At 73.2% G+C, this 20,922-nt stretch carries 17 protein-coding genes and 1 pseudogene; 7 read left to right on the plus strand and 11 right to left on the minus strand.

What is annotated here, in order from left to right:
* Positions 1–100 precede the first annotated feature (100 nt).
* Positions 101–931 carry a GntR family transcriptional regulator gene (locus tag AB0E85_RS37670; RefSeq protein ID WP_361937127.1) on the minus strand — a complete coding sequence of 277 codons (831 nt, stop codon included), beginning with the start codon at positions 929–931 and terminating at the stop codon, positions 101–103.
* Positions 932–1,108: 177 nt separating this feature from the next.
* On the opposite strand from AB0E85_RS37670, the gene AB0E85_RS37675 reads away from it, so the two are divergent.
* Positions 1,109–1,960 carry a (2Fe-2S)-binding protein gene (locus tag AB0E85_RS37675; protein WP_361937129.1) on the plus strand — a complete coding sequence of 284 codons (852 nt, stop codon included), beginning with the start codon at positions 1,109–1,111 and terminating at the stop codon, positions 1,958–1,960.
* A gap of 304 nt (positions 1,961–2,264) precedes the next feature.
* Positions 2,265–3,305, plus strand: coding sequence for a DUF2637 domain-containing protein (locus AB0E85_RS37680; protein WP_361937131.1), 1,041 nt, complete (start codon positions 2,265–2,267; stop codon positions 3,303–3,305).
* 57 nt (positions 3,306–3,362) lie between these two features.
* Here AB0E85_RS37680 and AB0E85_RS37685 read toward each other — a convergent pair whose 3' ends face one another.
* Positions 3,363–3,845: an ATP-binding protein gene (locus AB0E85_RS37685; RefSeq protein ID WP_361937133.1), complete on the minus strand. Its 483-nt coding sequence runs from the start codon at positions 3,843–3,845 to the stop codon at positions 3,363–3,365.
* Positions 3,846–4,272: 427 nt separating this feature from the next.
* A complete protein-coding gene (locus AB0E85_RS37690) occupies positions 4,273–4,893 on the minus strand; it encodes a hypothetical protein (RefSeq protein ID WP_361937135.1) in 621 nt (206 codons plus the stop codon).
* Between the two features lie 231 nt (positions 4,894–5,124).
* On the opposite strand from AB0E85_RS37690, the gene AB0E85_RS37695 reads away from it, so the two are divergent.
* Complete coding sequence (locus AB0E85_RS37695) at positions 5,125–6,588, plus strand: helix-turn-helix domain-containing protein (RefSeq protein WP_361937137.1); 1,464 nt, start codon at positions 5,125–5,127, stop codon at positions 6,586–6,588.
* Here AB0E85_RS37695 and AB0E85_RS37700 read toward each other — a convergent pair.
* Positions 6,585–8,327: a pyruvate dehydrogenase gene (locus AB0E85_RS37700; protein WP_361937139.1), complete on the minus strand. Its 1,743-nt coding sequence runs from the start codon at positions 8,325–8,327 to the stop codon at positions 6,585–6,587. The genes AB0E85_RS37695 and AB0E85_RS37700 overlap by 4 nt on opposite strands.
* Before the next feature lie 66 nt (positions 8,328–8,393).
* The gene (locus AB0E85_RS37705; protein ID WP_361937141.1) at positions 8,394–9,371 is read right to left on the minus strand and encodes a protein phosphatase 2C domain-containing protein; all 978 of its coding nucleotides are present in this window, start codon (positions 9,369–9,371) and stop codon (positions 8,394–8,396) included.
* 1,425 nt (positions 9,372–10,796) lie between these two features.
* Between AB0E85_RS37705 and AB0E85_RS37710 the strand changes: the two genes are divergently transcribed.
* Entirely contained in the window at positions 10,797–11,279 is a 483-nt protein-coding gene (locus tag AB0E85_RS37710) for a DUF456 domain-containing protein (RefSeq protein WP_033306691.1), read from the plus strand.
* A gap of 18 nt (positions 11,280–11,297) precedes the next feature.
* On the opposite strand, the gene AB0E85_RS37715 is transcribed toward AB0E85_RS37710, so the two are convergent.
* The 3 genes from AB0E85_RS37715 to rsgA all read right to left on the minus strand — a co-directional run bounded on the left by AB0E85_RS37715 (position 11,298) and on the right by rsgA (position 14,413).
* Positions 11,298–11,792, minus strand: coding sequence for a methylated-DNA--[protein]-cysteine S-methyltransferase (locus AB0E85_RS37715; RefSeq protein ID WP_361937144.1), 495 nt, complete (start codon positions 11,790–11,792; stop codon positions 11,298–11,300).
* Positions 11,792–13,201: an AlkA N-terminal domain-containing protein gene (locus AB0E85_RS37720; protein WP_361937146.1), complete on the minus strand. Its 1,410-nt coding sequence runs from the start codon at positions 13,199–13,201 to the stop codon at positions 11,792–11,794. Before AB0E85_RS37720 ends, AB0E85_RS37715 begins: the two co-directional genes overlap by 1 nt.
* 93 nt (positions 13,202–13,294) lie before the next feature.
* Positions 13,295–14,413, minus strand: a complete 1,119-nt coding sequence (gene rsgA / locus AB0E85_RS37725) for a ribosome small subunit-dependent GTPase A (RefSeq protein WP_361937148.1) — start codon at positions 14,411–14,413, stop codon at positions 13,295–13,297.
* A gap of 340 nt (positions 14,414–14,753) precedes the next feature.
* Here rsgA and AB0E85_RS37730 point away from each other — a divergent pair, with 340 nt between their 5' ends.
* Positions 14,754–15,155 (plus strand): DUF4234 domain-containing protein, encoded by a 402-nt coding sequence (locus AB0E85_RS37730; protein ID WP_361937150.1) that lies wholly within the window; start codon positions 14,754–14,756, stop codon positions 15,153–15,155.
* Positions 15,156–15,165: 10 nt separating this feature from the next.
* Here the strand turns inward: AB0E85_RS37730 and AB0E85_RS37735 are convergent, their stop codons facing one another.
* The 3 genes from AB0E85_RS37735 to AB0E85_RS37745 all read right to left on the minus strand — a co-directional run bounded on the left by AB0E85_RS37735 (position 15,166) and on the right by AB0E85_RS37745 (position 19,349).
* Positions 15,166–16,659, minus strand: a complete 1,494-nt coding sequence (locus tag AB0E85_RS37735; RefSeq protein WP_361937152.1) for a cellulose-binding domain-containing protein — start codon at positions 16,657–16,659, stop codon at positions 15,166–15,168.
* Positions 16,660–16,895: 236 nt separating this feature from the next.
* On the minus strand, positions 16,896–18,215 hold the full coding sequence (locus tag AB0E85_RS37740) for a radical SAM protein (RefSeq protein WP_361937155.1): 1,320 nt from the start codon (positions 18,213–18,215) through the stop codon (positions 16,896–16,898).
* 126 nt (positions 18,216–18,341) lie between these two features.
* The gene (locus AB0E85_RS37745) at positions 18,342–19,349 is read right to left on the minus strand and encodes a hydroxyacid dehydrogenase (protein ID WP_361937157.1); all 1,008 of its coding nucleotides are present in this window, start codon (positions 19,347–19,349) and stop codon (positions 18,342–18,344) included.
* Positions 19,350–19,548: 199 nt separating this feature from the next.
* On the opposite strand from AB0E85_RS37745, the gene AB0E85_RS37750 reads away from it, so the two are divergent.
* Both AB0E85_RS37750 and AB0E85_RS37755 read left to right on the plus strand, forming a co-directional pair.
* Positions 19,549–20,805 (plus strand): D-arabinono-1,4-lactone oxidase, encoded by a 1,257-nt coding sequence (locus AB0E85_RS37750; protein ID WP_361937159.1) that lies wholly within the window; start codon positions 19,549–19,551, stop codon positions 20,803–20,805.
* Between the two features lie 18 nt (positions 20,806–20,823).
* Positions 20,824–20,922 (plus strand): annotated as a pseudogene (locus AB0E85_RS37755) (serine protease); the annotation flags it as partial.

The raw sequence follows: 20,922 nt of genomic DNA on the forward strand, positions 1-20,922 counted from the left end.
GCGGTTGTCGCGTCAACGCACAGTCAGTCGGCGTCCAAGCCCATCGCGACGTTCCGAGGACGGACACCCCCCGGCGCGGCCCCGACCCACCACCCAACGGTCAGGCGCCGGCCCCGGTCGCACCCGCGAAGTGCTCGCCCACCAGCGCCCGCACCACGTCCAGGTCCCGTGCGACCAGCGCGTCCAGCAACGCCGTGTGCTCGTGCGCGTCCGCGACCAGGTCGGCCCGCCCCCGGCACCCCGGTCCACCGCCGACCAGCGGCCACTGCGCCCTGCGGTGCAGGTCGTCCGCGATCTGCACCAGCTGCTCGTTGCCCGAGAGGGAGAGCACGGCCCGGTGGAAGCCCCGGTCGGACTCCGCGTAGGTCGCGCGGCAGCCGGTGGACGCCGCGCGGACCGTCGCCTCGGCGAGAGGCCGCATCTCGGCCCAGCGCTCGGCGGGCACGGTTCGGGCCAGCCGCAGCATCACCGGGACTTCGATCAGCGCCCGGACCTCGGCCAGTTCGGCCAGATCCCGCACGCCCCGTTCGACCACCCGGAACCCGCGGTTCGGCACGACCTCGACGGCCCCTTCGAGGGCCAGTTGCTGCATGGCCTCCCGGACCGGTGTCGCCGAGACCCCGAACCGCTCGCCGAGCACCGGCGCCGAGTAGACCTCGCCCGGCCGCAGATCCCCCGCCACCAGCGCCGCCCGCAGGGCGTCCAGGATCTGACCGCGCACCGAGGCCCGCTGGACCACCGGCCGCGCCCGCGGCCCGACCGGAACAGCCGGTGCGGGCGGCTCACTGTGCGTGTGCTCCCCCCGCACGGCCCCGGCCTGCTGCGGCACCGGCGCGGACCCGGCCGGTTCCGCCGGTCCGGCCGCTGCCGGCGAAGCCGTCGCCGCCCACGGAGTGCCCGTGTCCGCGGAGCCCTGCGCTCCCTGCCTCACGGGTCCTCCTTCGGACGTATCGGTACTTGGGGTCATTACGGCGGGTTGTTACTCGTCCGTCAAGCACCATAAGCGCCCCGGCCCCCAGTTCAAATCCCGATCGGGTTTCCGGAGATCACTAGTAAGGTTAGGCTTACCTTCAAGAGCCCCGTTTCACTCCGACGGATCGGTGATCACATGCCTGCGCCCCTTTCGGCCGTCTCCGGCGCCTACGCACGCCTGGCCGAGGCCCTCCCGGGGCTGGCCGTCACCGAACTGGACCCCGCGGAGGAGACCCCGCGCGGCGGCGGCTGGACCTCGGTCGCCGACCTCGCGGCCGCGGGACCCGCCCTCGACCGCTACCTGGCGTGGGACGTGGACCAGGTCCAGCGGGACTACGGCCGGCAGGCCCGCCCCGACGTCGTCGCCACCTTCGGCCTGCACCGCTACGCCTGGCCCGCCTGCCTGCTGATCACCGTGCCGTGGTTCCTGCACCGCCGGGTCCCCCGCTACCCCGTGACACACGTCTCGTACGACCGCACCGCCCCGGGTCACGCCCTCGGGCACCTGGCCGTCCGCCCCGCCGGCTTCGCCTGCCTGCCCGGCGACGAGGCGGCCGCACTGCCCGGCGCCCGGGTCGTCCCCGACGAGGAAGCACTGCGGGCCGAGGTGCGGTCGGCGGTCGCCGAGCACCTGGAGCCGGTCCTGGCCGGTTTCGGCCCCCGGATGCGGCGCCGCGGCCGGGCCCTGTGGGGCATGGCGACGGACGAGATCGTCGAAGGCGTCTGGTACATCGCCCAGTTGCTCGGCGAGATCGAGGAGCGGCGCGCGATGCGCGAGCTGGAACTGCTCCTGCCGGGCGCGACCAAGCCGTACGTCGGCACGGCGGCGTTCCGGGAGCTGACCGGCCCCGGCGGCGAGCCGCTGCTCACCCGGGACCGCGCGAGCTGCTGCATGTTCTACACGCTGCGCCCGGAGGACACCTGCGCCACGTGCCCGCGCACCTGCGACGCGGAACGGGTCACCAAGCTGCTGGCCACGGCCAGTTGACGTAGGCGCGGCGCCGATCCGTCCCGTCGTCCCGTAAGATCATCGCGATACTGGACACCCACACGCCCCCAGGCGATTCACAACTTCCTCACGCGTCACGGGAACTTTCCGGGGAACCACTCGTACGGGTAGTCTTGTTCGAACTCAACTCCCGCCCCTCAAGCGGCAGTTCGAGCAGAACGCCGCCCTGAACAATCCCTTGCACTTCCTTGGCGGCCTCTTGCCCCGAAACCCCCTGAGGGCCGATGGGATTGGGCCACTATGGCGGGCGTTACGCCCTATCCCAATGCAAGGGACCACCCAGATGAGACTGACCGACATATCGCTGAACTGGCTGCTTCCGGGCGCCGTGCTTCTCCTGGGCATGCTGGCGGCGGTGGCGGTGCTCGCGCGCGGCAAGCGCTCCTCGGTCAAGGACACGAGCGCGGACGACTCCTGGGAGCGCAGCGAGGAACGCCGCAGACGCAAGGAAGCCGTCTACGGCACCCTCTCCTATCTCCTGTTGTTCTGCTGTGCGGCCGTCGCCGCCCTGCTCTCCTTCCACGGCCTGGTCGGCTTCGGCGAGCAGAACCTCGGACTGTCCGGCGGCTGGCAGTACCTCGTCCCGTTCGGCCTGGACGGCGCGGCGATGTTCTGCTCCGTCCTCGCGGTGCGCGAGGCCAGCCACGGTGACGCCGCGCTCGGCTCCCGGATACTGGTCTGGACGTTCGCCTTCGCCGCGGCCTGGTTCAACTGGGTGCACGCGCCCCGGGGCGTCGGCCACGCGGGTGCCCCCCACTTCTTCGCGGGCATGTCCCTGTCGGCGGCGGTGCTCTTCGACCGCGCGCTGAAGCAGACCCGCCGGGCCGCCCTGCGGGAGCAGGGCCTGGTGCCCCGCCCGCTGCCGCAGATCCGCATGGTGCGCTGGCTGCGGGCCCCCCGGGAGACCTACCGCGCCTGGTCGCTGATGCTCCTTGAGGGTGTGCGCAGCCTGGACGAGGCCGTCGACGAGGTGCGCGACGACAAGCGCAAGAAGGAAGAGGCCCGGCAGCGGCGGCGCGACCAGCAGCGTGTGGAGCGGGCCCAGCTGAAGGCGATCAGCCGCGGTCACCGCGGTCACTTCGGCCGGGGTGCCGGACGGCAGCTGGAGGTGCAGGTGGAGCGTGGCTCCTCGCAGGTCACCGCGGAGCCTGCCATATCCGCGCCGGAGCCCCTGCCCGTGCGCTCGCGTCCCTCCCTTCAGCCGGTGCGCAAAGGAGCTGACCCGGTGACCGTCGACCTCACCGCGGAGGACGACACCATGGCGCTGCCGCGTCTGGACTCCCTGGAGCGCAAGCTCAAGGACCTGGAGCAGCAGTTCGGCTGATCCGGCCGCACCGACGCGACGAGGGGGCGTGGCCTGCGGGCCGCGCCCCTTCGGCGTTCACGCCGCCCCCGCCTCCAGTTCGAACCAGACGGCCTTGCCCACGCCGTGCGGCCGGACTCCCCAGGCGTCCGCGAGGGACTGCACCAGGAACAGGCCCCTGCCGTTCGTGCCGTCGTCGGCGACCGGTCGGCGCAGTCGCGGCCTGCGGGCCACGAAGTCCCGTACCTCCACCCGCAGTCCGCGGGGTCCGACGGTGGCCGTGAGGAGCGCGTCGTGGTCGGTGTGGACGATCGCGTTGGTGACGAGCTCGCTGGTGAGCAGCTCCGCCACGTCCGACTGCCCCTGCTTCCCCCATTGCCCCAGCAGCTCCCGCAGCGCCCTGCGGGCTTCCGGGACGGCCCGCAGGTCCGCCCGCCCGAGTCTGCGCCGCAACTGCGGTGCCGGTTCCCGCTCCGTGACGTCGTCGGCCCCGTCCTCCACCGTCTTCGCCGAGAAGCCCCCGATCGCTATGGGACCGCCTCGTCGTGCCTGCCTCTCCATGACCCCCGCCCGCGCGCCGATGTCGGTTCCCCTCCTGCTCGAACACGTTCACGGGGATCCATGCCCCATCGCGAACGCGGCAGTCATGCCGGATCGTCGACGACCGGTGTTCGGCCACCGGAACGGCGCGGGCGGCCCGGGCGGCGGGGCGCCGAGCGGTACGGCAACGGAGCGGAAGGGGACAAGAGGGTAGCCGGTCATCGTCCCCGGACGGATCCTGACCGCCGGAGATCGGACGATGGGCCGACGGCCGGCTGCCGCTCCCTGCGTACACGGTGAAGGGGTGGGGCAGTGCGCCGGAGTCCGCGGCGCAGCGGTGAAGTTGGCCGAAGTACGACGGTCCTGACGGGCTCCGGGACGCGTACGGGGCCGTCCTCCCCCACCCCCGTGGCGGGAGGACGGCCCCGGTCTTCCGGCGGAGGCGCGGTCAGTACAGCTTGTTGACGGCGGTGGTCGTCGTCTTCTTGAAGGCGCCTACGGGGGCGTCCCCGAAGTCGCCCATCTGACCCCAGGACACGACGGTGACGGTCCGGCCGTCCCGTCCGACGGACAGCAGCGAGATGTCCGTGGCGCCCCAGGAGGTCTCGGTGTGCAGGCCGCGGACGCGGGCGCCCTCCTCGACCGGCAGCGAACCGTAGTCCCGGCCCTCGGCCCTGACGTCGGGGTCGTTCCTCTCGATCCGCTCGGCACAGGTGCGGATCAGGTCGTCGTAGTGCTTCGCCAGGGCCTTGGCCAGGGCGGCCGTGTCCGCCACGACGGTCAGCTGCACGGCGCTGGTGTCCAGGTCGGTCCGGAACTCCCGGTGCCGGTAGTCGTAGGAGAGCACGCCCTCCGTGTCCACGCAGCCGAGGCCGTCCGGGAACCCCTCGGTGACCGGGCCGGCGGTCCAGGACGACGTCGGGTGCGGCGGCAGCTGGTTCGCCGACAGGAACTTGGGCCCGGCGGCCTTCGGCGCGGCGCCGGCAGCCGGTGCCGTGAGGACCGTGCCCGCCGCGAGGGCGGCGACGGCGAGTGCGGTGAGAGCGCTCGTTCGGATGCGCTTGGACATGGGTGTTCCCCCGTGGATGAGTGCGTGGACGTGAATGCCGCGGCGAGGCCGGCTGGTCGGCCCGGACCTGCTCGGTGCGACACCAGAAGCATCAGCGGTCCCGCCGTACGGATGCAACACCCGGCATCCGATCCGGCACGGTGGAACCATCCCAGCCCCTCTGACGTGCAGGTACATGGGGTGCCTGGGATGCCGTTCCGGGCCGGGACGAGCTGAGAGGACGGGGGAACGGTGTCGGCACAGGACGACGTCGACGACGTCGAGGAGTTCGCGGCGCTGCTGAGGACGCTGAAGGAGCGCACGGACCGCAGTTACGGTTCACTGGCCCGGCGCCTGGCCATGAACACCTCGACGCTGCACCGCTACTGCGCGGGCGAGGCGGTCCCGCTCGACTTCGCGCCAGTGGAGCGCTTCGCCGCCCTGTGCGGGGCGTCGCCGGAGGAACGACTGGAGCTGCACCGCCGCTGGCTCCGGGCGGTGGCGGCGCGACAGCGGCCTCGCACGGCGAGCACGGCCAGCACGGCCGGCACTGCGGAGGCGGAGGCGGACACCTCCGCGGTCGTCACGGATACGGGCACCGGCATGGTGGATGCGGATGCGGGCACCGGCACGGTGGGTGCGGATGCGGGCACCCCCACGAAGGACACGGTTACGGACACCGCCACGGTGGGCACGGACACGGGCACCGCCACCGAGAACACGGCTACCGAAACCACCACGGTGGACGCCCCTGTCGACAGGCCTGCGGACGCGTCCCCCCTCCCCCGCCACCCCTGGTACCGCCGCGGACGCGTCACGGTCGGGCTGGCAGCCGCCTGCGCGGTGCTGGCGTTACTCGGGAGCCTCGCCGCACTGCCGGACGGGCGGCGTGCGTCCGCCGACGACCGTGCCCCGTCGGCAGACCCGACCCCGTCCGGTACGGCGGGGTCACGAGCCCCGGACCGCGAGAGCGCGTCCCCCACCCCGAGCGGCAGCTCTCCCACCGCCGAGCCGCCCTCGCCCTCAGCCACTCCGAAGAGGAAGCCCTCCCCGTCCCCGTCGGCCCGCACCACCCCGCCCGCCGGCGCGGCCGGCCGGGTCGTCCCCCTCACCTGGTCGGCCGACTCCCAGGCCTGGAAGCTCGGCTGCGGTCACGACTACGTCGTCGCCCGGCCGCCCGGGCAAGTGGCACCGCCGCCGGTCCCGCAGGACGCCGGCGTGTGGGCCGCCGCGCACAACGCGGTGCACGGCGGCGAGACGCTCGTGCGGCTGTCCGTGCAGGGACGCACCGACACCGCGGTCGTGCTGGAGGCGCTGCGCGTGCGCGTGGTGGGGCGTTCGGCGCCCGCGCCGGGCAACGCGTACGCCATGGACCAGGGCTGCGGCGGTTCGGTCACCCCGCGCTCCTTCGACGTGAACCTGGACAAGGACCGCCCCATCGCCCGCGCGGTCGCCGGGAGCGACGCGGGCACGCCGATCCCGGCGGTGCGACTGCCCTACAAGGTTTCCGCGCGCGACCCCGAGGTGCTGCTGGTCAACGCCAGGACGCAAGGATGCGACTGCCGCTGGTACCTGGAGCTGGACTGGTCCTCCCAGGGCCGCACGGGGACGGTCCGGATCGACGACGCCGGCCGCCCGTTCCGGACCAGCGGCATCAAGGGCCTGCCCCGCTACACGTACGACACCTCCGCGCGCCAGTGGGCGCCCTACAGCTAGAACCGGGGCACGTTGCGCAGGTTGGAGCGGGCCATCTGCACCATGCGGCCGACCCCGCCGTCGAGCACGATCTTCGAGGCCGACAGGGCGAAGCCGGTCACCATCTCGGCCTTGATCTTGGGCGGGATGGACAGCGCGTTGGGGTCGGTGACGACGTCGACGAGGGCCGGCCCCTTGTGCTTGAAGGCGTCCTTGAGGGCTCCGGCGAGGTCCTTGGGCTTCTCGACGCGCACCCCGTACGCACCACAGGCGCGGGCGACGGCGGCGAAGTCGGGGTTCTTGTTGGCGGTGCCGTGCGACGGGAGACCGGCGACCAGCATCTCCAACTCGACCATGCCGAGGGAGGAGTTGTTGAACAGAACGACCTTCACGGGCAGGTCGTACTGCACCAGCGTCAGGAAGTCGCCCATCAGCATCGAGAAGCCGCCGTCCCCGGACATCGACACGACCTGCCGCTTGCGGTCGGTGAACTGGGCGCCGATCGCCATGGGCAGGGCGTTCGCCATCGAGCCGTGGGAGAAGGAACCGATGACGCGGCGACGGCCGTTGGGTGAGATGTAGCGGGCGGCCCAGACGTTGCACATGCCGGTGTCGACGGTGAACACCGCGTCGTCGGCCGCCACTTCGTCGAGCACGGACGCCACGTACTCCGGGTGGACCGGCGTGTGCTTCTCGACCTTGCGCGTGTACGCCTTCACGACCCCTTCCAGTGCGTCGGCGTGCTTCTTCAGCATCCGGTCGAGAAAGCGGCGGTTCTTCTTCTCCTTCACCCGCGGGATAAGGCAGCGCAGCGTCTCCCGTACGTCGCCCCACACCGCGAGGTCCAGTTTCGAGCGGCGGCCGAGATGTTCGGGCCGGACGTCGACCTGGGCGATCTTGACGTCGTCGGGGAGGAAGGCGTTGTAGGGGAAGTCGGTGCCGAGCAGGATCAGCAGGTCGCACTCGTGGGTGGCCTCGTAGGCGGCGCCGTACCCGAGCAGTCCGCTCATGCCGACGTCGTACGGGTTGTCGTACTGGATCCATTCCTTGCCGCGCAGGGCGTGCCCGACCGGGGACTTGATCTTCCCGGCGAACTCCATGACCTCGGCGTGCGCGCCGGCGGTGCCGCTGCCGCAGAAGAGGGTGACCTTGCCGGCCTCGTCGATCATCTCGACGAGCCGGTCGATCTCGGCGTCTCCGGGGCGGACCGAGGGCCGGGATGTGACGAGGGCGGTCTCGGCGGCCTTCTCGGGGGCGGGCAGGTCGGCGATGTCGCCGGGCAGGGTGACGACGCTGACGCCGCTGCGGCCGACGGCGTTCTGGATGGCGGTCTGGAGCAGCCGCGGCATCTGCTGCGGGCTGGAGATCATCTCGCTGTAGTGGCTGCACTCGGCGAACAGCCGGTCGGGGTGGGTCTCCTGGAAGTAGCCGAGGCCGATCTCGCTGGAGGGGATGTGCGAGGCGAGGGCGAGGACCGGGGCCATGGAGCGGTGGGCGTCGTAGAGGCCGTTGATGAGGTGGAGGTTGCCGGGGCCGCAGGAGCCGGCGCAGGCTGCGAGCCCGCCGGTGATCTGCGCCTCGGCACTGGCGGCGAAGGCGGCGGTCTCCTCGTGCCGGACGTGGATCCAGTCGATGGCGGAGTTGCGGCGGACGGCGTCGACGACGGGGTTGAGGCTGTCGCCGACGACGCCGTAGAGGCGTTTGACTCCGGCGCGGGTCAGGATGTCGACGAACTGTTCCGCGACGTTCTGTTTGGCCATGGTTCTGGTCTGCCCCTTCGGTCTCCTGGGATCCCTCCGGGTTCCATCAAGTCACACGGGCAGCGCTCACGCCTCCCACACCGCGGCTGCCGTACGGTCGTCTGCATATCCCTTGACCCGTACTTGGGAATCGGCGAGGAACGCGGCGAGGCCGGGCGGGTCGGGGCGGGACCACCGCTCGGCGAGGTACTCACCCAGCTCGGGCTCGCCGCGCAGGGGCTCGGCGAGGCCGCCGCTGCACATCAGGAGCGTGTCACCCGGGCGGGCGACGGAGGTCCGGAAGCGGAACGGCTCGCGGGGCGGCTCCGGGGCCGGTTCGTAGGGACTGGGCGGGGTCGGGATGCCCAGGTCCATGGTGAGCCGGTCGCCCTCGGGCGTCTCGGAGGGCGGCGAGCCGAAGCCCAGGACGGGTTCGCCCTTGACCTCGGCGACCTGCGGCTCGATGTCCTGCCACTCGCCCTCCCGCAGCCGGAACAGCCCGCCCGGTCCGACTCCGAAGAACACCCGCGTACGGCACCCGGGGTCGGCCGACAGCAGCAGGCAGCGCAGGCTGGCCGCGTACTCGCCGGGGTCGACGCCCTGCTCGGAGGCGCTGGCCCGGAGCTTGCCGAGGCTGCGGTCGGTGAGGCGGTGCAGCCCGGACTTCAGGTCGCCGCGGCGGCCGTCCCTTATGTCCTCGACGAGCCGTGCGTGGCTGCGGCCGACGGCCCGCCCGATCCAGTGACAGGCCTCGGCGGCGGCCCGGTGTGCGCCCGGCGTCGCCCTGGCCCCGGTCGCCATGGCCACGAGCAGCAGCGCGTGCGCTCCCGTGCCGAACCGGGCGGTGAGCAGCGCGTCCCGGCGGGGCTCGCCCCGGTACCGCGCGGAGTCCCCCCGCACGGAAACGGCCCGCAGCGTGCAGGCCCCGTACCGGGCTCCGTCCAGCACGGTGTCCGCCACGAGGTCGTCGAGATCGTCCGGGTCGGCGGCCGGGAGGGCGGTGGGTTCGGCGTCGTAGGTGGGCGGCCGGGTGCCGACGTGACCACGGGCCCCGGGGGCGGGCACGGGACGCTCGATCCGGGAGCCGGGCCCGTCGGGCGGGGGGTCGGTGACGGGCGTACCCGGCGGCTCGGGCGGCTGGTCGGCGGGGGCCGCGGGCGGCGCGGCGGGGCGCGGCGGGACGGGTGGCCGGTCGGCCGGAGCCGGAGGTGTGGGGTCCCCGGGTGAGTCCGCGGCCGGCCAGGCCGGCGGGGTGGTGGGGGGCGGGGGGACCGGAGCCGGCCGTGTACCGGGCATGGCCGGGGCGGGGGGCTGCCCGGGGCTCGCCTGGGGCGTACGCGGACCGGCCGAGGGCGGAGGCACATCACCGGGCCGCTCACCCGTGGGCCCGCTGGGACCGGCAGCAGGAGGGGGTACGGCGCCCGAGGGCGCTGGAGGGACGGCCGGACGCGTGGGCCCGCCACCCGTCCCCGCGCCCGAAGACCCACCCGGCCCCGCAGCCGACGCACTCGCGACACCCGGGCGCCCGCCCGACGGCTCAGGAGGGACAGCCGCAGGCGCGGGCCCACCACCCGTCCCCGCGTCCGGAGGCCTACCGGAGTCGGCAGCCGACCGGCTCACGACGCCCGGGGGGCCGTCCGAAGCGCCACCCGGACCAGGTGAGGGCGCGGGCCCGCCACCCGTCCTCGCGCCCGAAGACCCGCCCGGGCCGGCGGCCGACCGGCTCACGACGCCCGGGGGCGCGTCCGACGGCCCGCGCCGGCCGGGCGAAGGCCATGGCTCGCCGCTTTGCCCCGCGCCCGAGAGTCTGGCTGAGTCGGCTTCCGACGGGCTCGCGTCCGACGGCGTACGGGGAGCGGTCGGCGGGGCTGCGCCGCCCGGGCGTCCCGCCACGGGGGCGGGGCCGGGTGGCTGCCCGGTGTGTCCCGGGGGCTTCGCCGCGGTCGGGAAACTCGTGGGGCCGGGGGGCCGGGCCGGCGGCGGCTCCCAGGGGGCGCGCTGCGGGGGCCGGCCGGTCGGGCGGGGTGTGCCCGATACGTCGTCGGCTCCCGTCCGGGGCGCCGGAACGGTCGGCTCCGCGCCGGAGGTCCGTCCTGCCGGCCGGTCCGGGTGCCGGGTCCGCTCCCCCGCCCCGTCCCGCACGGCTCCCGACGCCGACGCGAACCGGTCGTCGAGGGAATCGCGTGCCGGTGTGGGGCCCGTGTCGTCGGTGGAGTCGTCGTACAACTCCCTCCACCAGTCGTCCTCGTGACCGGTGGGCCTTCCCCCCTGCTGACTCATGCCCTGATTGTCCACCGCACGAGCCGGATGAAAACGGGGCTTGTGGAAAAAACCGGCCCGTCGCGGGACCGTGAACGGCACGTCGAGTGAGCCGTAGAACGGTCATACGAAAACGCGGGCCCGGCCGGCGGCGGGCGGCTGACCTGCGGGTCTGAGCCCTTGACACGCTTCTGACCTGCGCGTTCTCGCCTGTTCCGGCAGGCTGGTCAGATGGGAGTGTGGGACCTCCTGCTGGTCGGGCTGGTCATCCTGCTCGGGCTGTGCGGAGTGCTGCTGCCCGCCATGCCGGGATCGTTGCTGGTGTGGGCCGCGGTCATGTGGTGGGCGCTGAAGGATCCGCAGCCCGTCGCCTGGTGGGTGCTGGTCGGGGCCACGGTGCTGCTGCTCGTCTCCCAGGCCGTCCGCTGGTCGTTGCCGCCCCGTCGGCTGCGGATGAACGCCACCACCCGCCGCATGCTGGCCTGCGCCGGAGCCGGTTCCCTGCTCGGATTCGTCCTGGTCCCCGTGCTGGGTGCGATCCCGGGATTCCTCGCCGGTGTGTACCTCTTCGAACGGGTCCGGCTCGGCCGTCACGCGGACGCGGTCGCCGCCCTGCGCACGGTCATGCGCGCGGGCGGCTCCGGCATCCTGGCCGAACTGTTCACCTGCCAGCTGATCGCGGCGGCCTGGGTGGGCGCGGTCTTCTGGGGGTGAGCCCCCCGGTCCGTTGTCCTACGCGGGCAGCACACCCTCGTGCGTCAGCAGCCGCACCTTGCGGTCCAGACCCCCCGCATAGCCGGTCAGCGCGCCGTCCGCCCCGATCACCCGGTGGCACGGGCGGACCACCAGCAGCGGATTCGCGCCGATCGCGCCGCCGACGGCCCGCACGGCCGCCCGGGGCGCTCCGATGCGCGCGGCGATCTCGCCGTAGGTTGCGGTCGAGCCGTAGGGAATGTCGTCCAGCGCGGCCCAGACCCTCTCGCGGAAGGCGGTGCCCGCGGTCCGCCAGGCCAGCCGGAACTCCTTCAGTTCCCCGGCGAAGTAGGCGGCGAGCTGCTCCTCGGCCTCCCGGAAGGGCCCGGGGTCGCGCCGCCAGTCGTCCCGCACCTCGCGTCCGCCCTTCTGACCGGGCACGGACAGCGAGGTCAGCTCGCCGGTCGGGGCGGCCGTGAGGAGCAGCGGCCCGAGGGGGCCGGTCACACTCGTCCAGTAGGTCGGGTCGGTCATCAGAACTCCCACTCCCCTGCTGCGCGCAGGTGGTTCACGGCGTACGAGCGCCAGGGGCGCCAGCTGTCGGGTGCGTCGAGGCCGGGCGGCGCCACGTCCGGGTCGCCGAGCGCGCGGGTGCGGATCTCGGCCACCGTACGGGCGTCCAGGCCGGGCACGGCACCGAGGGCGGCTCGCGCGTCGTCCCGGTCGGCGCCCGCGTCGAGCCGTACGGCGTGGTCGGCGAGGGCGGCGGTGAGCGCGCCGAGGGTGCCGCCGGGTTCGGCCCCGGAGAGGGCGGCCGGCTCGGGGAAGAGGTGGGTGAGGCTGCCGCAGGGGGCGTCGAGGGCCTTGCCGTAGCGGCGTACGAGCCGTTCCGCTTCCGTGCGGCCGGTCAGCGCGCGCACCGCGAGTTCCTGCGGGTCGGCGGTGCCCGGTGAGCGCAGCCCGGGCCGGGCGCGGACCAGGGGTGCGAGCCGCGGGTCGGCGGCGAGGCGCTCGTCGACGGCGTAGGGGTCGGCGTCGAGGTCGAACAGCCGCCGCAGCCGCTGGACGGCGGTGGTGAGGTCGCGCGGGTCGGTGAGGTGCAGCCGGGCGTCGAGCCAGCCGCCCGGGTGGGCGCCCGCCCCGGTCCGGGCGGCGCCCGGGCGTTCGTCGACGGCGACGATGCCCGTGCCGTACGGGAGGCGGAGGGTGCGCCGGTAGGTGCGGGCGCCGGGCGGGCCGCTCACGTCTTCGATGCCGGGTACGGCCTCGCGTTCCAGCAGGTCGAAGACGAATCCGGCCTGGTAGGGGCCACGGTGGGCGAGCCGGAGCGGGATGCCGGCGTTCGGGGTGGCCGCGCGGCGGCCCCGGCCGACCTTCGGCGCGGCGGCGCGCAGTTCGCTCGGGGTCGACGCGTACACGGCCCGGATCGTGTCGTTGAACTGCCGCACGCTGGCGAAGCCCGACGCGAACGCGATCTCGGTGATCGGCAGCTCGGTGGTCTGCACCAGGACGCGTGCGGTGTGGGCCCGCTGGGCCCGGGCGAGGGCGACGGGACCGGCGCCGAGTTCGGCGGTGAGTTGCCGCTGCACCTGCCGGGCGCTGTAGCCGAGGCGTCCGGCGAGCCCGGCGACGCCCTCCCGGTCGACCACGCCGTCGGCGATCAGCCGCACGGCCCGGCCCACCACGTCCGCCCGGACGTTCCACTCGGCGGAGCCGGGCACGGCGTCCGGGCGGCACCGCCGGCAGGCCCGGAAACCCGAGCCCTGCGCGGCGGCGGCCGTGGCGAAGAACCGTACGTTGGCCCGCTTCGGGGTGACCGCGGGGCAGCTCGGCCGGCAGTAGATGCCGGTCGTTTCGACGGCGAAGAAGAACACGCCGTCGAAACGGGCGTCGCGGCCGCGTACGGCCTCGTACCTGGTGTCTTCGTCCGTTCCCTGGTCCATCACCCGTCCAGTCTCCGCTGTCGGCCGGGTGGTCGCTGGCGGAAATCGGACACCGCGGTCGGACCGGTGGCCGGGTGGTGGGACGGGGAGCGGTCAGGAGCGCCAGTGTGCTCCCCGCTTGGCCTCCATCGCGGCCTTGCCCATCGCCCCCTTCCGCTTCCAGTCCTTGCGGATCTCGGCCCGGAGCCGGGCGTCGGTCTTGGCGACGATGCGCTGGTTCTCCCGCTGGAGCTTGCGGTAGCTCTGAAGCCGCCGCTCCGGCAGCTCACCGGTGTCGATGGCGGCCAGTACGGCGCAGCCCGGTTCGGCCTCGTGGGCGCAGTCGTGGAAGCGGCAGCGCTCGGCCAGCTCCGCGATCTCGGAGAACACCTGCGAAACGCCGGTCCCGGCGTCCCACAGGCCGACGCCGCGCAGGCCGGGGGTGTCGATCAGGACACCGCCGCCCGGCAGGGCGAGCAGGTTGCGGGTGGTCGTGGTGTGGCGGCCCTTGCCGTCGACGTCCCGGGTGGCCTGGACGTCCATGACGTCCTCGCCGAGCAGCGCGTTGGCGAGGGTCGACTTGCCCGCGCCGGACTGCCCGAGCAGGACGGACGTCCCCCCGCCGACGAGCGCGGCGACCACGTCGAGCCCGTCCCCGCCGAGGGAGCTGACGGGCACGACCGGCACACCGGGCGCGCTCGTCTCCACGTCCTGGACGAGGTACGAGAGGGTCACGGCGTCCGGCACGAGGTCGGCCTTGGTGAGTACGACGACGGGCTGGGCCCCGGATTCCCAGGCGAGCGCGAGGAAGCGCTCGATGCGGCCGAGGTCCAGCTCGACCGCGAGGGACACGGCGATGACGGCGTGGTCGACGTTGGCCGCGAGGATCTGCCCCTCGGACCGCTGGGAGGAGGTGGAGCGGACGAAGGCGGTGCGCCGCGGCAGGTAGGTGCGGACGTAGCGCGGGTTGCCGCCGGGTTCGACGGCGACCCAGTCGCCGGTGCAGACGACGCGCAGGGGGTCGTGCGGGGTGACGAACGCGGTGTCGGCCCGCAGCGGCCCGTCGGCGGTGACGACGTCGCACTGCCCGCGGTCGACCCGGACGACCCGGCCGGGCAGCAGGCCTTCGGCCTCGTACGGGGCGAACTCGGTCGCCCAGTCCGCGTCCCAGCCGTAGGGCTCAAGAGGATGCGAGGCGGACGAGGACGAACCCGGGAGAGAAGAGAAAGACAAGGGGTGACCCTTCACAAGGGTGGCCCCGGCACAGCGCTCGGAGGCGCTGAGGGCATGAGGTCAGCCGGAGGCCACGGAGGTGGACTTGATGAACTTCCGGATGCGGGCAGCGCCCATCTCAGAGACAGCCATCGATCACACCTCCTGCTCGTCACACAGCCGACGGCGGCAGCAACGGGCCGCCGCGCGATTCGCCCCCACCATAGGGGCGTACGCCCGTCGGGCGCCACGGAATTAAGCCCGCCCTCGCGGGGCCGTCGGGGGACGGCTTCCCGGCCCGGCGCGCACGACGCGCACGTGGTGGCCGGACGTGGTGCACTGGAATCACGGGAGGTGCAGCATGTCAGGTCGCGCAGGCAAGACCCGCAACATCTTTCTCGTGTGGCTGATCTGGCCGCTGATCACACTGGGCATCTACAGCCTGGTCTGGTACTACAAAGTGAACCGCGAGGCCCGGGAATTCGATTCACGGATCGAGGTCAATCCGGGGATGTCCGTGGTGGCCGTCACCCTCGGCTGGCTGGTGCTCGTTCCGCCCTTCGTGTCGGTCTACAACACCGGTGCACGCATTGCCCGGATGCAGCAGTCGGCCGGGATGCAGCGGAGCTGCAATCCCTGGATCGGCCTCATCCTCGCCATCGTGATCGTGTTGTTCCCGCTCTACTACCAGCATGAGCTGAACCAGATCTGGGCCCGGTACCAGGGTGCGGAAGAGGGCGAGCAGGTGCCGCTCGCCGTCTGACGGGAGCCGGTCAGCCGCTCTTCGCGCAGGCATGGCCGTTCAGCTCGAAGTCGTACGGCGGTGAGTTCTTGCCGCGCCACGAGGAGATGAAGCCGAAGGCCAGGTCGCCACCCGCGGGTACCGACTTGTTGTAGTCGGCGGCGGTGGCGGTGACGCGGGAGCCGTCCTGGGAGACCGAGGCGTCCCAGATCTGGCCGACCCGCTGGCCGTCCCGGAAGGACCAGGCGACGCGCCAGGAGTCGAGGGACTCGGTGCTGGTGACGGTGACGGTGGCTTGGAAACCGTCGGGCCACTGGTTGACCAGGTCGTACTCGACCCGGCAGACGGGGTCCGTGCTCTCGCCGGGTTCGGTCCGGGCGGTGGGCGAGGAGGTGCCCTGCGGTTCGGTGTGGCGGTTCTTGCCCTCGGGCTTGCCGGACTTCTCCGGCTGCTTCGTGCCCTGGGTGGCCCGTTCGGCCGGCTTCGAGGTCGCGGGCGGCAGGGACGGGGCGGACGGCAGGGGCGGCGCGGGGTCTGCCACCGGCTGGCGGTCGGCGCCACCGGGCGCGCCGAGGTCGTCGCCTCCGCCGCCGAAGGGCATCAGTGAGACGCCGAGGGCCAGCACGGAGACCAGGACCGCGGCGACGAGGAGGCTGTTGCGGGCGACGCGCGCCTTCTGCTCCCCGTCCTCCGGTGCTCCGGCCGCCTTGTCCGCGGAGCCGGGCCGGCCGGCGCCGAGCCGTACCTCGGCGGCCCGGCGGCGGCGCTCCAGGTAGGCGAGGCCGCCCCAGCCGATCACACCGCCGGCCAGCGCCCCGGGCAGGGCTCCGCCGTGCGGGCGCAGGCAGGCGGCGGCCTCGGCGCACTGCACGCAGGTGGCCAGGTGCCGGGAGAGGTCGCCGGGGGTCTCGGCGGCGGAGGAGCGGGTGACGGCGTCCAGCAGCCGGGCGTAGCTGCGGCACCGGGCGTCCATCGGCGTGTCGAGGTGGTTGCGGTGGCAGCGGTCCCGGAACAGGGTGCGCACCTGCTGGAGTTCCTCGGCGGCGCCGGCCGGGTCGAGGCCCAGGCGGCCGGCGACCAGGGGCAGGGGCAGCGCCTCCACCTCGGTGAACCACAGCAGTTCGGCGTCCGCCTGCTGGAGGTCGCGCAGCCCGCGCAGCGCGAGCGGGCGCTGGAGGGGCGGGCCGGTGTAGCGGGCGGCGTTGTCCGAGTTGAGCCACAGGCGCAGGTCGGGGTCGAGTTTGTGGCCCTGCCCCTCTTCCTCCCAGGCCGCGGCGGTGGTGCGCACGGAGGTCAGCAGCAGGGGTATGCGGGGCAGCCGGGCCGGGCGGCGGCCGGTGCCGCGGGCCGGGCCGGTGTCGGCGGCGCGGGCCTCGCGAATGCCGTGTGCGAACGCCTCACGGCCCAGTTGGGCGGCGGCCGTGGAACCGGACGTGCACAGGTCCGCGTACGCGAGGACCGCGTCCCAGCACTCGGAGAACAGCGCGGCCTCGGAGGCGTCCTGAGGGGTCGGCAGGTCGGGCATGAGTCTCCTGCGTGGACAGGCGAGGTCAACTCACCACATCGGCATTGGAGTTGGGGGGAACCTCGCGGCAGTGCAAGAGCTTTTCACGCCTCCTGCACAACTGACAAGCGCCCTGTTCAGATATCAGGACAGGGCGGCCGCACCCCCATGGCTCCGGCCTCGGAGTGTCATACGGGGGCGGCCGCCCTGTGACTCAATGCCCTGTCGTCCCGGGCGACGACGTCATCGAACTGTTATCAGACGGCGGTCGGCTCGTCGGCCGGCAGGCTGTCCATGAAGGAGCTGACGGAGAAGACCGCGTTGCCGGCGCCGGGCGGGCCGTAGCCGGGGGGCGAGGAGAGGCCGAAGTCCTCCATGGTCTGCCGGTAGGCCTGGAGCAGGCGGATGTGGTACTCCAGCGGCGCGCCCTGCGGGTTGGCCTTGCCGAGCGGCGTCGTGGGCTCCGGGCACCACGTGGTGAAGCGGGGCGTGATGCCGTGCGACATGAAGAAGCGCAGCCCCTCGGTGGTGGACGCGATGGCCTCGTCGACGGTCGTGAAACCGGAGGGCGCCGCCATCTCCACGCCGGCCACGAAGTTGGGGATGACGTTGCGGGCGCCGAAGATCTCGGCCGAGTCGAGGATGCGCTTGTGCCACTCGTCGCGGCCGACGTACCGCTCCTTGCCCGGGCAGTACAGCTCGAACAGACGGCGGTCCCACACCTCGTAGTTGGGGTGGTAGATCTGCACGCCGTAGTCCTTGAAGCGCTGCACGTCGTCCTTGGGCAGCGCCTGCGCGACGACCTTGCCGATCCAGCGGCCCGGGAAGTGCTCCTCGATGGCCTTGGCGTACATACCGTAGAAGTCGGCCTCGTCGCGGCCCTGGAGCTTGGAGGTGATGGCGCCGCCGGTGAGCGTGTACGCGGTCGACGCCTTCGCGGTGTCGTACCGGTTGATGATGTCCAGCGCCTCCAGGACCTCGTCGACGTCCTTCACGCCCGTGTAGGGCCGCCCGGCCGCCTTGTGCTGGCGCCAGTTGTGGTTGATGTCGCAGTACTGGCACTCCTCCTTGGCGCCGAAGTACTGGCAGACCCGGAAGACGGTCAGGTAGATCAGGTAGCCCCACTGGATGGTCGGGGCGACCTCCATGACCGACTTCCCGCTGGCGAGGGTGTGCCGGTAGTACTCGGGCATCGGCGGCACGCCGACGTCGGAGATCCGCTTGCCGTCGAGGTAGAGGCCGAGCACGCCGTCCTCGTTCGCCGCGACGCGGTACGGCGAGGACGGGTTCACCCGCACCGAGACGACGGTGCGGCGCAGGTCGTACGGGCCGCCGGTGAGGATGATCTCCTCCGGCGGGCGGCGCAGCGCGGCCTCGCCCAGCTCGGGCAGGGTGCCGTGGTCGAAGGAGAAGATGAAGTACGACTTCGGCTTGACCTCTCCGCCCTCGTTGTCGCTGAGCGCGGACGGGTCGAAGGCGACGCCGCCGCGGAGCAGGTCCTCCTTGAAGACGGCCTCCCGCGGCACGTGCGGGAACCGCTCCATCAGATCCTCGACCAGCGTGGTACGGCTGCCCATCCCGACTCTCCTCCCGGTTCGGACGTACGACTCCTCACGGTATGCCCATCGGTGTACGCGACCGGTACCGGGTCCCCCCGAGCCGACGGAATGCCCCATTCACGGCGGTTTGCCGGGGCGCGTGGGTCAGGCTTCGCGTTCCAGCACCGCCCAGTCGACCGCGTATGCCGGCTCCTCCCCGGCCAGCAGCCGTTCCGCCTCCTCGGCGACCGTCAGGCCGAGCCGGGCCAGCTCGTTGCCCTGGGAGCCGGCCAGGTGCGGGGTGACGAAGGCGCCGGGCAGGTCGTGGAGGGGCGAGTCGGCGGGGAGCGGCTCCGGGTCGGTGACGTCGAGGATCGCGGTCAGGCGCCCGGTGCGCAGCTCCGCCACGAGGGCGTCGTGGTCGACCAGCGCGCCGCGCGCGGTGTTGATCAGTACTGCCCCGTCAGGCATCAGGGCCAGCTCACGGCGGCCGATCATGCGGTGGGTCTCGGGCGTTTCCGGGGCGTGGACGGTGACGATGCCGGACGTGCGCAGCAGGTCGTCCAGGGGCAGCAGGGGGACGCCCAGCGTCGCGGCCCGGCGTTCGTCGACGTACGGGTCGCTGAGGACGGGCCGCAGGTCGAAGGGGCGGAGCAGTTCGAGGACGCGGCGGCCGATGCGGGAGGCGCCGATGACGCCGACCCGGCGGCCGTAGTTGCCGATGCCGGGGATGACGCCCCAGCCGGCACAGGCGCGGGTGGCGCGCATCCGCTCGCGGGCGGCGAGGACGTCCTTCCCGGCGAGCAGGATCATGGCGAGCGTGTATTCGGCGACCGGCAGCGCGTTGGCGACGGCCGCCGAGGACACGGCGATGCCGCGCTCGCGCAGGGCGTGGGTGGCGAAGGACTTCACGGATCCGGCCGAGTGCAGCACCGCCCGCAGCCGGGGCGCGGCGTCGAGGACCGTCTCGTCGAGCCGGGGGCACCCCCAGCCGGTCACCAGGATCTCGGCCCGTGCCAGCGCGTCGAGGACGCGCGGATCGGCGAAGTCCTCGGCCACGAGGCCCGGTTCGATGTCCACGGACGTGCGCAGCCGCGCCAGCACCTCGGGCGGGAAGACCTGCGGCACGTTCTCGGCGGCCATGGCGAACAGGGCCTGGGGGCGCTGGCTCAAGGAGGTGACCTTCCGGCTCGGCGGACACGGGGGAAGCGGGTGTGGAGCGGCGGACGGGGAAAAGCGATGTGGTAGAAACCGCTCTCTACGGTGCCCCACCGTAGGCCGAGCCGGGCGGCGGCGGCAATGGACGGCGGGGCCGGGGTAGGTTCCGGCGGGGACGTCCCGGTCCCCGCTGCCTCGGGGAAGGACGACGTGGATGAACGAGACCGTGACCAACTGGGCGGGCAACATCACCTACGCGGCCAAGGAAATGCACCGGCCCGGCTCGCTCGCCGCACTGCGCGCGCTCGTCGGGGCCGGCGACCGGGTGCGGGTGCTGGGCAGCGGGCACTCGTTCAACGAGATCGCCGAACCGGGCCCCGAGGGCGTCCTGCTGTCGCTGGCCGGCCTGCCCCCGGAGGTGGACGTCGACACGGCGGCCCGGACGGTCCGGGTCGGCGGCGGTGTGCGCTACGCGGAACTGGCCCGCCGGGTGCACGGGCAGGGACTCGCGCTGCACAACATGGCCTCCCTGCCGCACATCTCGGTGGCCGGGTCGGTCGCGACCGGCACCCACGGCTCGGGGGTGCTCAACGGGCCGCTGTCGGTGGCCGTGCGCGAGGTGGAGCTGGTCACGGCCGACGGCTCGGCGGTGACCGTGGGCCGGGACGAGGAGCGGTTCGGCGGCGCCGTCACGTCGCTCGGTGCGCTCGGCGTCGTCATCGCACTCACCCTGGACCTGGAGCCGGCCTACGAGGTCGAGCAGCACGTGTTCACGGAACTGCCGCTGGAGGGGCTGGACTCCGGCGTGTTCGAGACGGTGATGGCGACGGGGTACAGCGTCAGCCTGTTCACCGACTGGCGGGAGCCGGGCTTCCGGCAGGTGTGGCTCAAGCGGCGCACCGACCAGCCGCTGCCCGCCTTCCCCTGGGCCGCTCCCGCCACGGAGAAGATGCACCCGGTGCCGGGCATGCCCGCGGTCAACTGCACCGAGCAGTTCGGCGTGCCGGGGCCGTGGCACCAGCGCCTGCCGCACTTCCGGGCGGAGTTCGTCCCGAGCAGCGGGGTGGAGTTGCAGTCGGAGTACCTGCTGCCGCGCGGGCACGCCGTGGAGGTGCTGCACGCGCTCGACGCCATCCGGGAGACCGTCGCCCCCGTCCTTCAGACCTGCGAGGTGCGCACGGTCGCGGGCGACGACCAGTGGCTGAGCCCGTCCTACGGGCGCGACACCGTCGCGGTGCACTTCACCTGGGTCGAGGACGCACAGGCGGTGCTGCCGGCGGTCCGGCGGGTCGAAGAGGCGCTGGAGCCCTTCGGGGCGCGGCCGCACTGGGGGAAGGTGTTCGCGGTGCCGGCACCCGCCCTGCGCGGGCTGTATCCCCGGCTCGGCGACTTCCGGCGGCTGACGCGGGAGCTGGACCCGGAGGGAAAGTTCGCCAACGCCTTCGTGCGGGAGGTGCTGGCCCCGGCGTAGGGGCCGCCACCCCGGGGCGGGGTCAACGTCCGTGCCAGCAACGGCACCGAGTACTTCCTGACCGCCGGTCACTGCACCGACGGCGCGGGCACCTGGTACTCCAACTCCGGCCGCACC

The organism is Streptomyces sp. NPDC029044, from assembly GCF_040637495.1.
GTDB lineage: Bacteria > Actinomycetota > Actinomycetes > Streptomycetales > Streptomycetaceae > Streptomyces.

Bases quoted from the DNA above. Each gene is read 5' to 3' on its own strand.
- AB0E85_RS37675 (WP_361937129.1), top strand. From the start codon at position 1,109: ATGCCTGCGCCCCTTTCGGCCGTCTCCGGCGCCTACGCACGCCTGGCC.
- AB0E85_RS37680 (WP_361937131.1), top strand. From the start codon at position 2,265: ATGAGACTGACCGACATATCGCTGAACTGGCTGCTTCCGGGCGCCGTG.
- AB0E85_RS37685 (WP_361937133.1), bottom strand. From the start codon at position 3,845: ATGGAGAGGCAGGCACGACGAGGCGGTCCCATAGCGATCGGGGGCTTC.
- AB0E85_RS37690 (WP_361937135.1), bottom strand. From the start codon at position 4,893: ATGTCCAAGCGCATCCGAACGAGCGCTCTCACCGCACTCGCCGTCGCC.
- AB0E85_RS37700 (WP_361937139.1), bottom strand. From the start codon at position 8,327: ATGGCCAAACAGAACGTCGCGGAACAGTTCGTCGACATCCTGACCCGC.
- AB0E85_RS37710 (WP_033306691.1), top strand. From the start codon at position 10,797: ATGGGAGTGTGGGACCTCCTGCTGGTCGGGCTGGTCATCCTGCTCGGG.
- AB0E85_RS37715 (WP_361937144.1), bottom strand. From the start codon at position 11,792: ATGACCGACCCGACCTACTGGACGAGTGTGACCGGCCCCCTCGGGCCG.
- AB0E85_RS37720 (WP_361937146.1), bottom strand. From the start codon at position 13,201: ATGGACCAGGGAACGGACGAAGACACCAGGTACGAGGCCGTACGCGGC.
- AB0E85_RS37730 (WP_361937150.1), top strand. From the start codon at position 14,754: ATGTCAGGTCGCGCAGGCAAGACCCGCAACATCTTTCTCGTGTGGCTG.
- AB0E85_RS37735 (WP_361937152.1), bottom strand. From the start codon at position 16,659: ATGCCCGACCTGCCGACCCCTCAGGACGCCTCCGAGGCCGCGCTGTTC.
- AB0E85_RS37740 (WP_361937155.1), bottom strand. From the start codon at position 18,215: ATGGGCAGCCGTACCACGCTGGTCGAGGATCTGATGGAGCGGTTCCCG.
- AB0E85_RS37750 (WP_361937159.1), top strand. From the start codon at position 19,549: ATGAACGAGACCGTGACCAACTGGGCGGGCAACATCACCTACGCGGCC.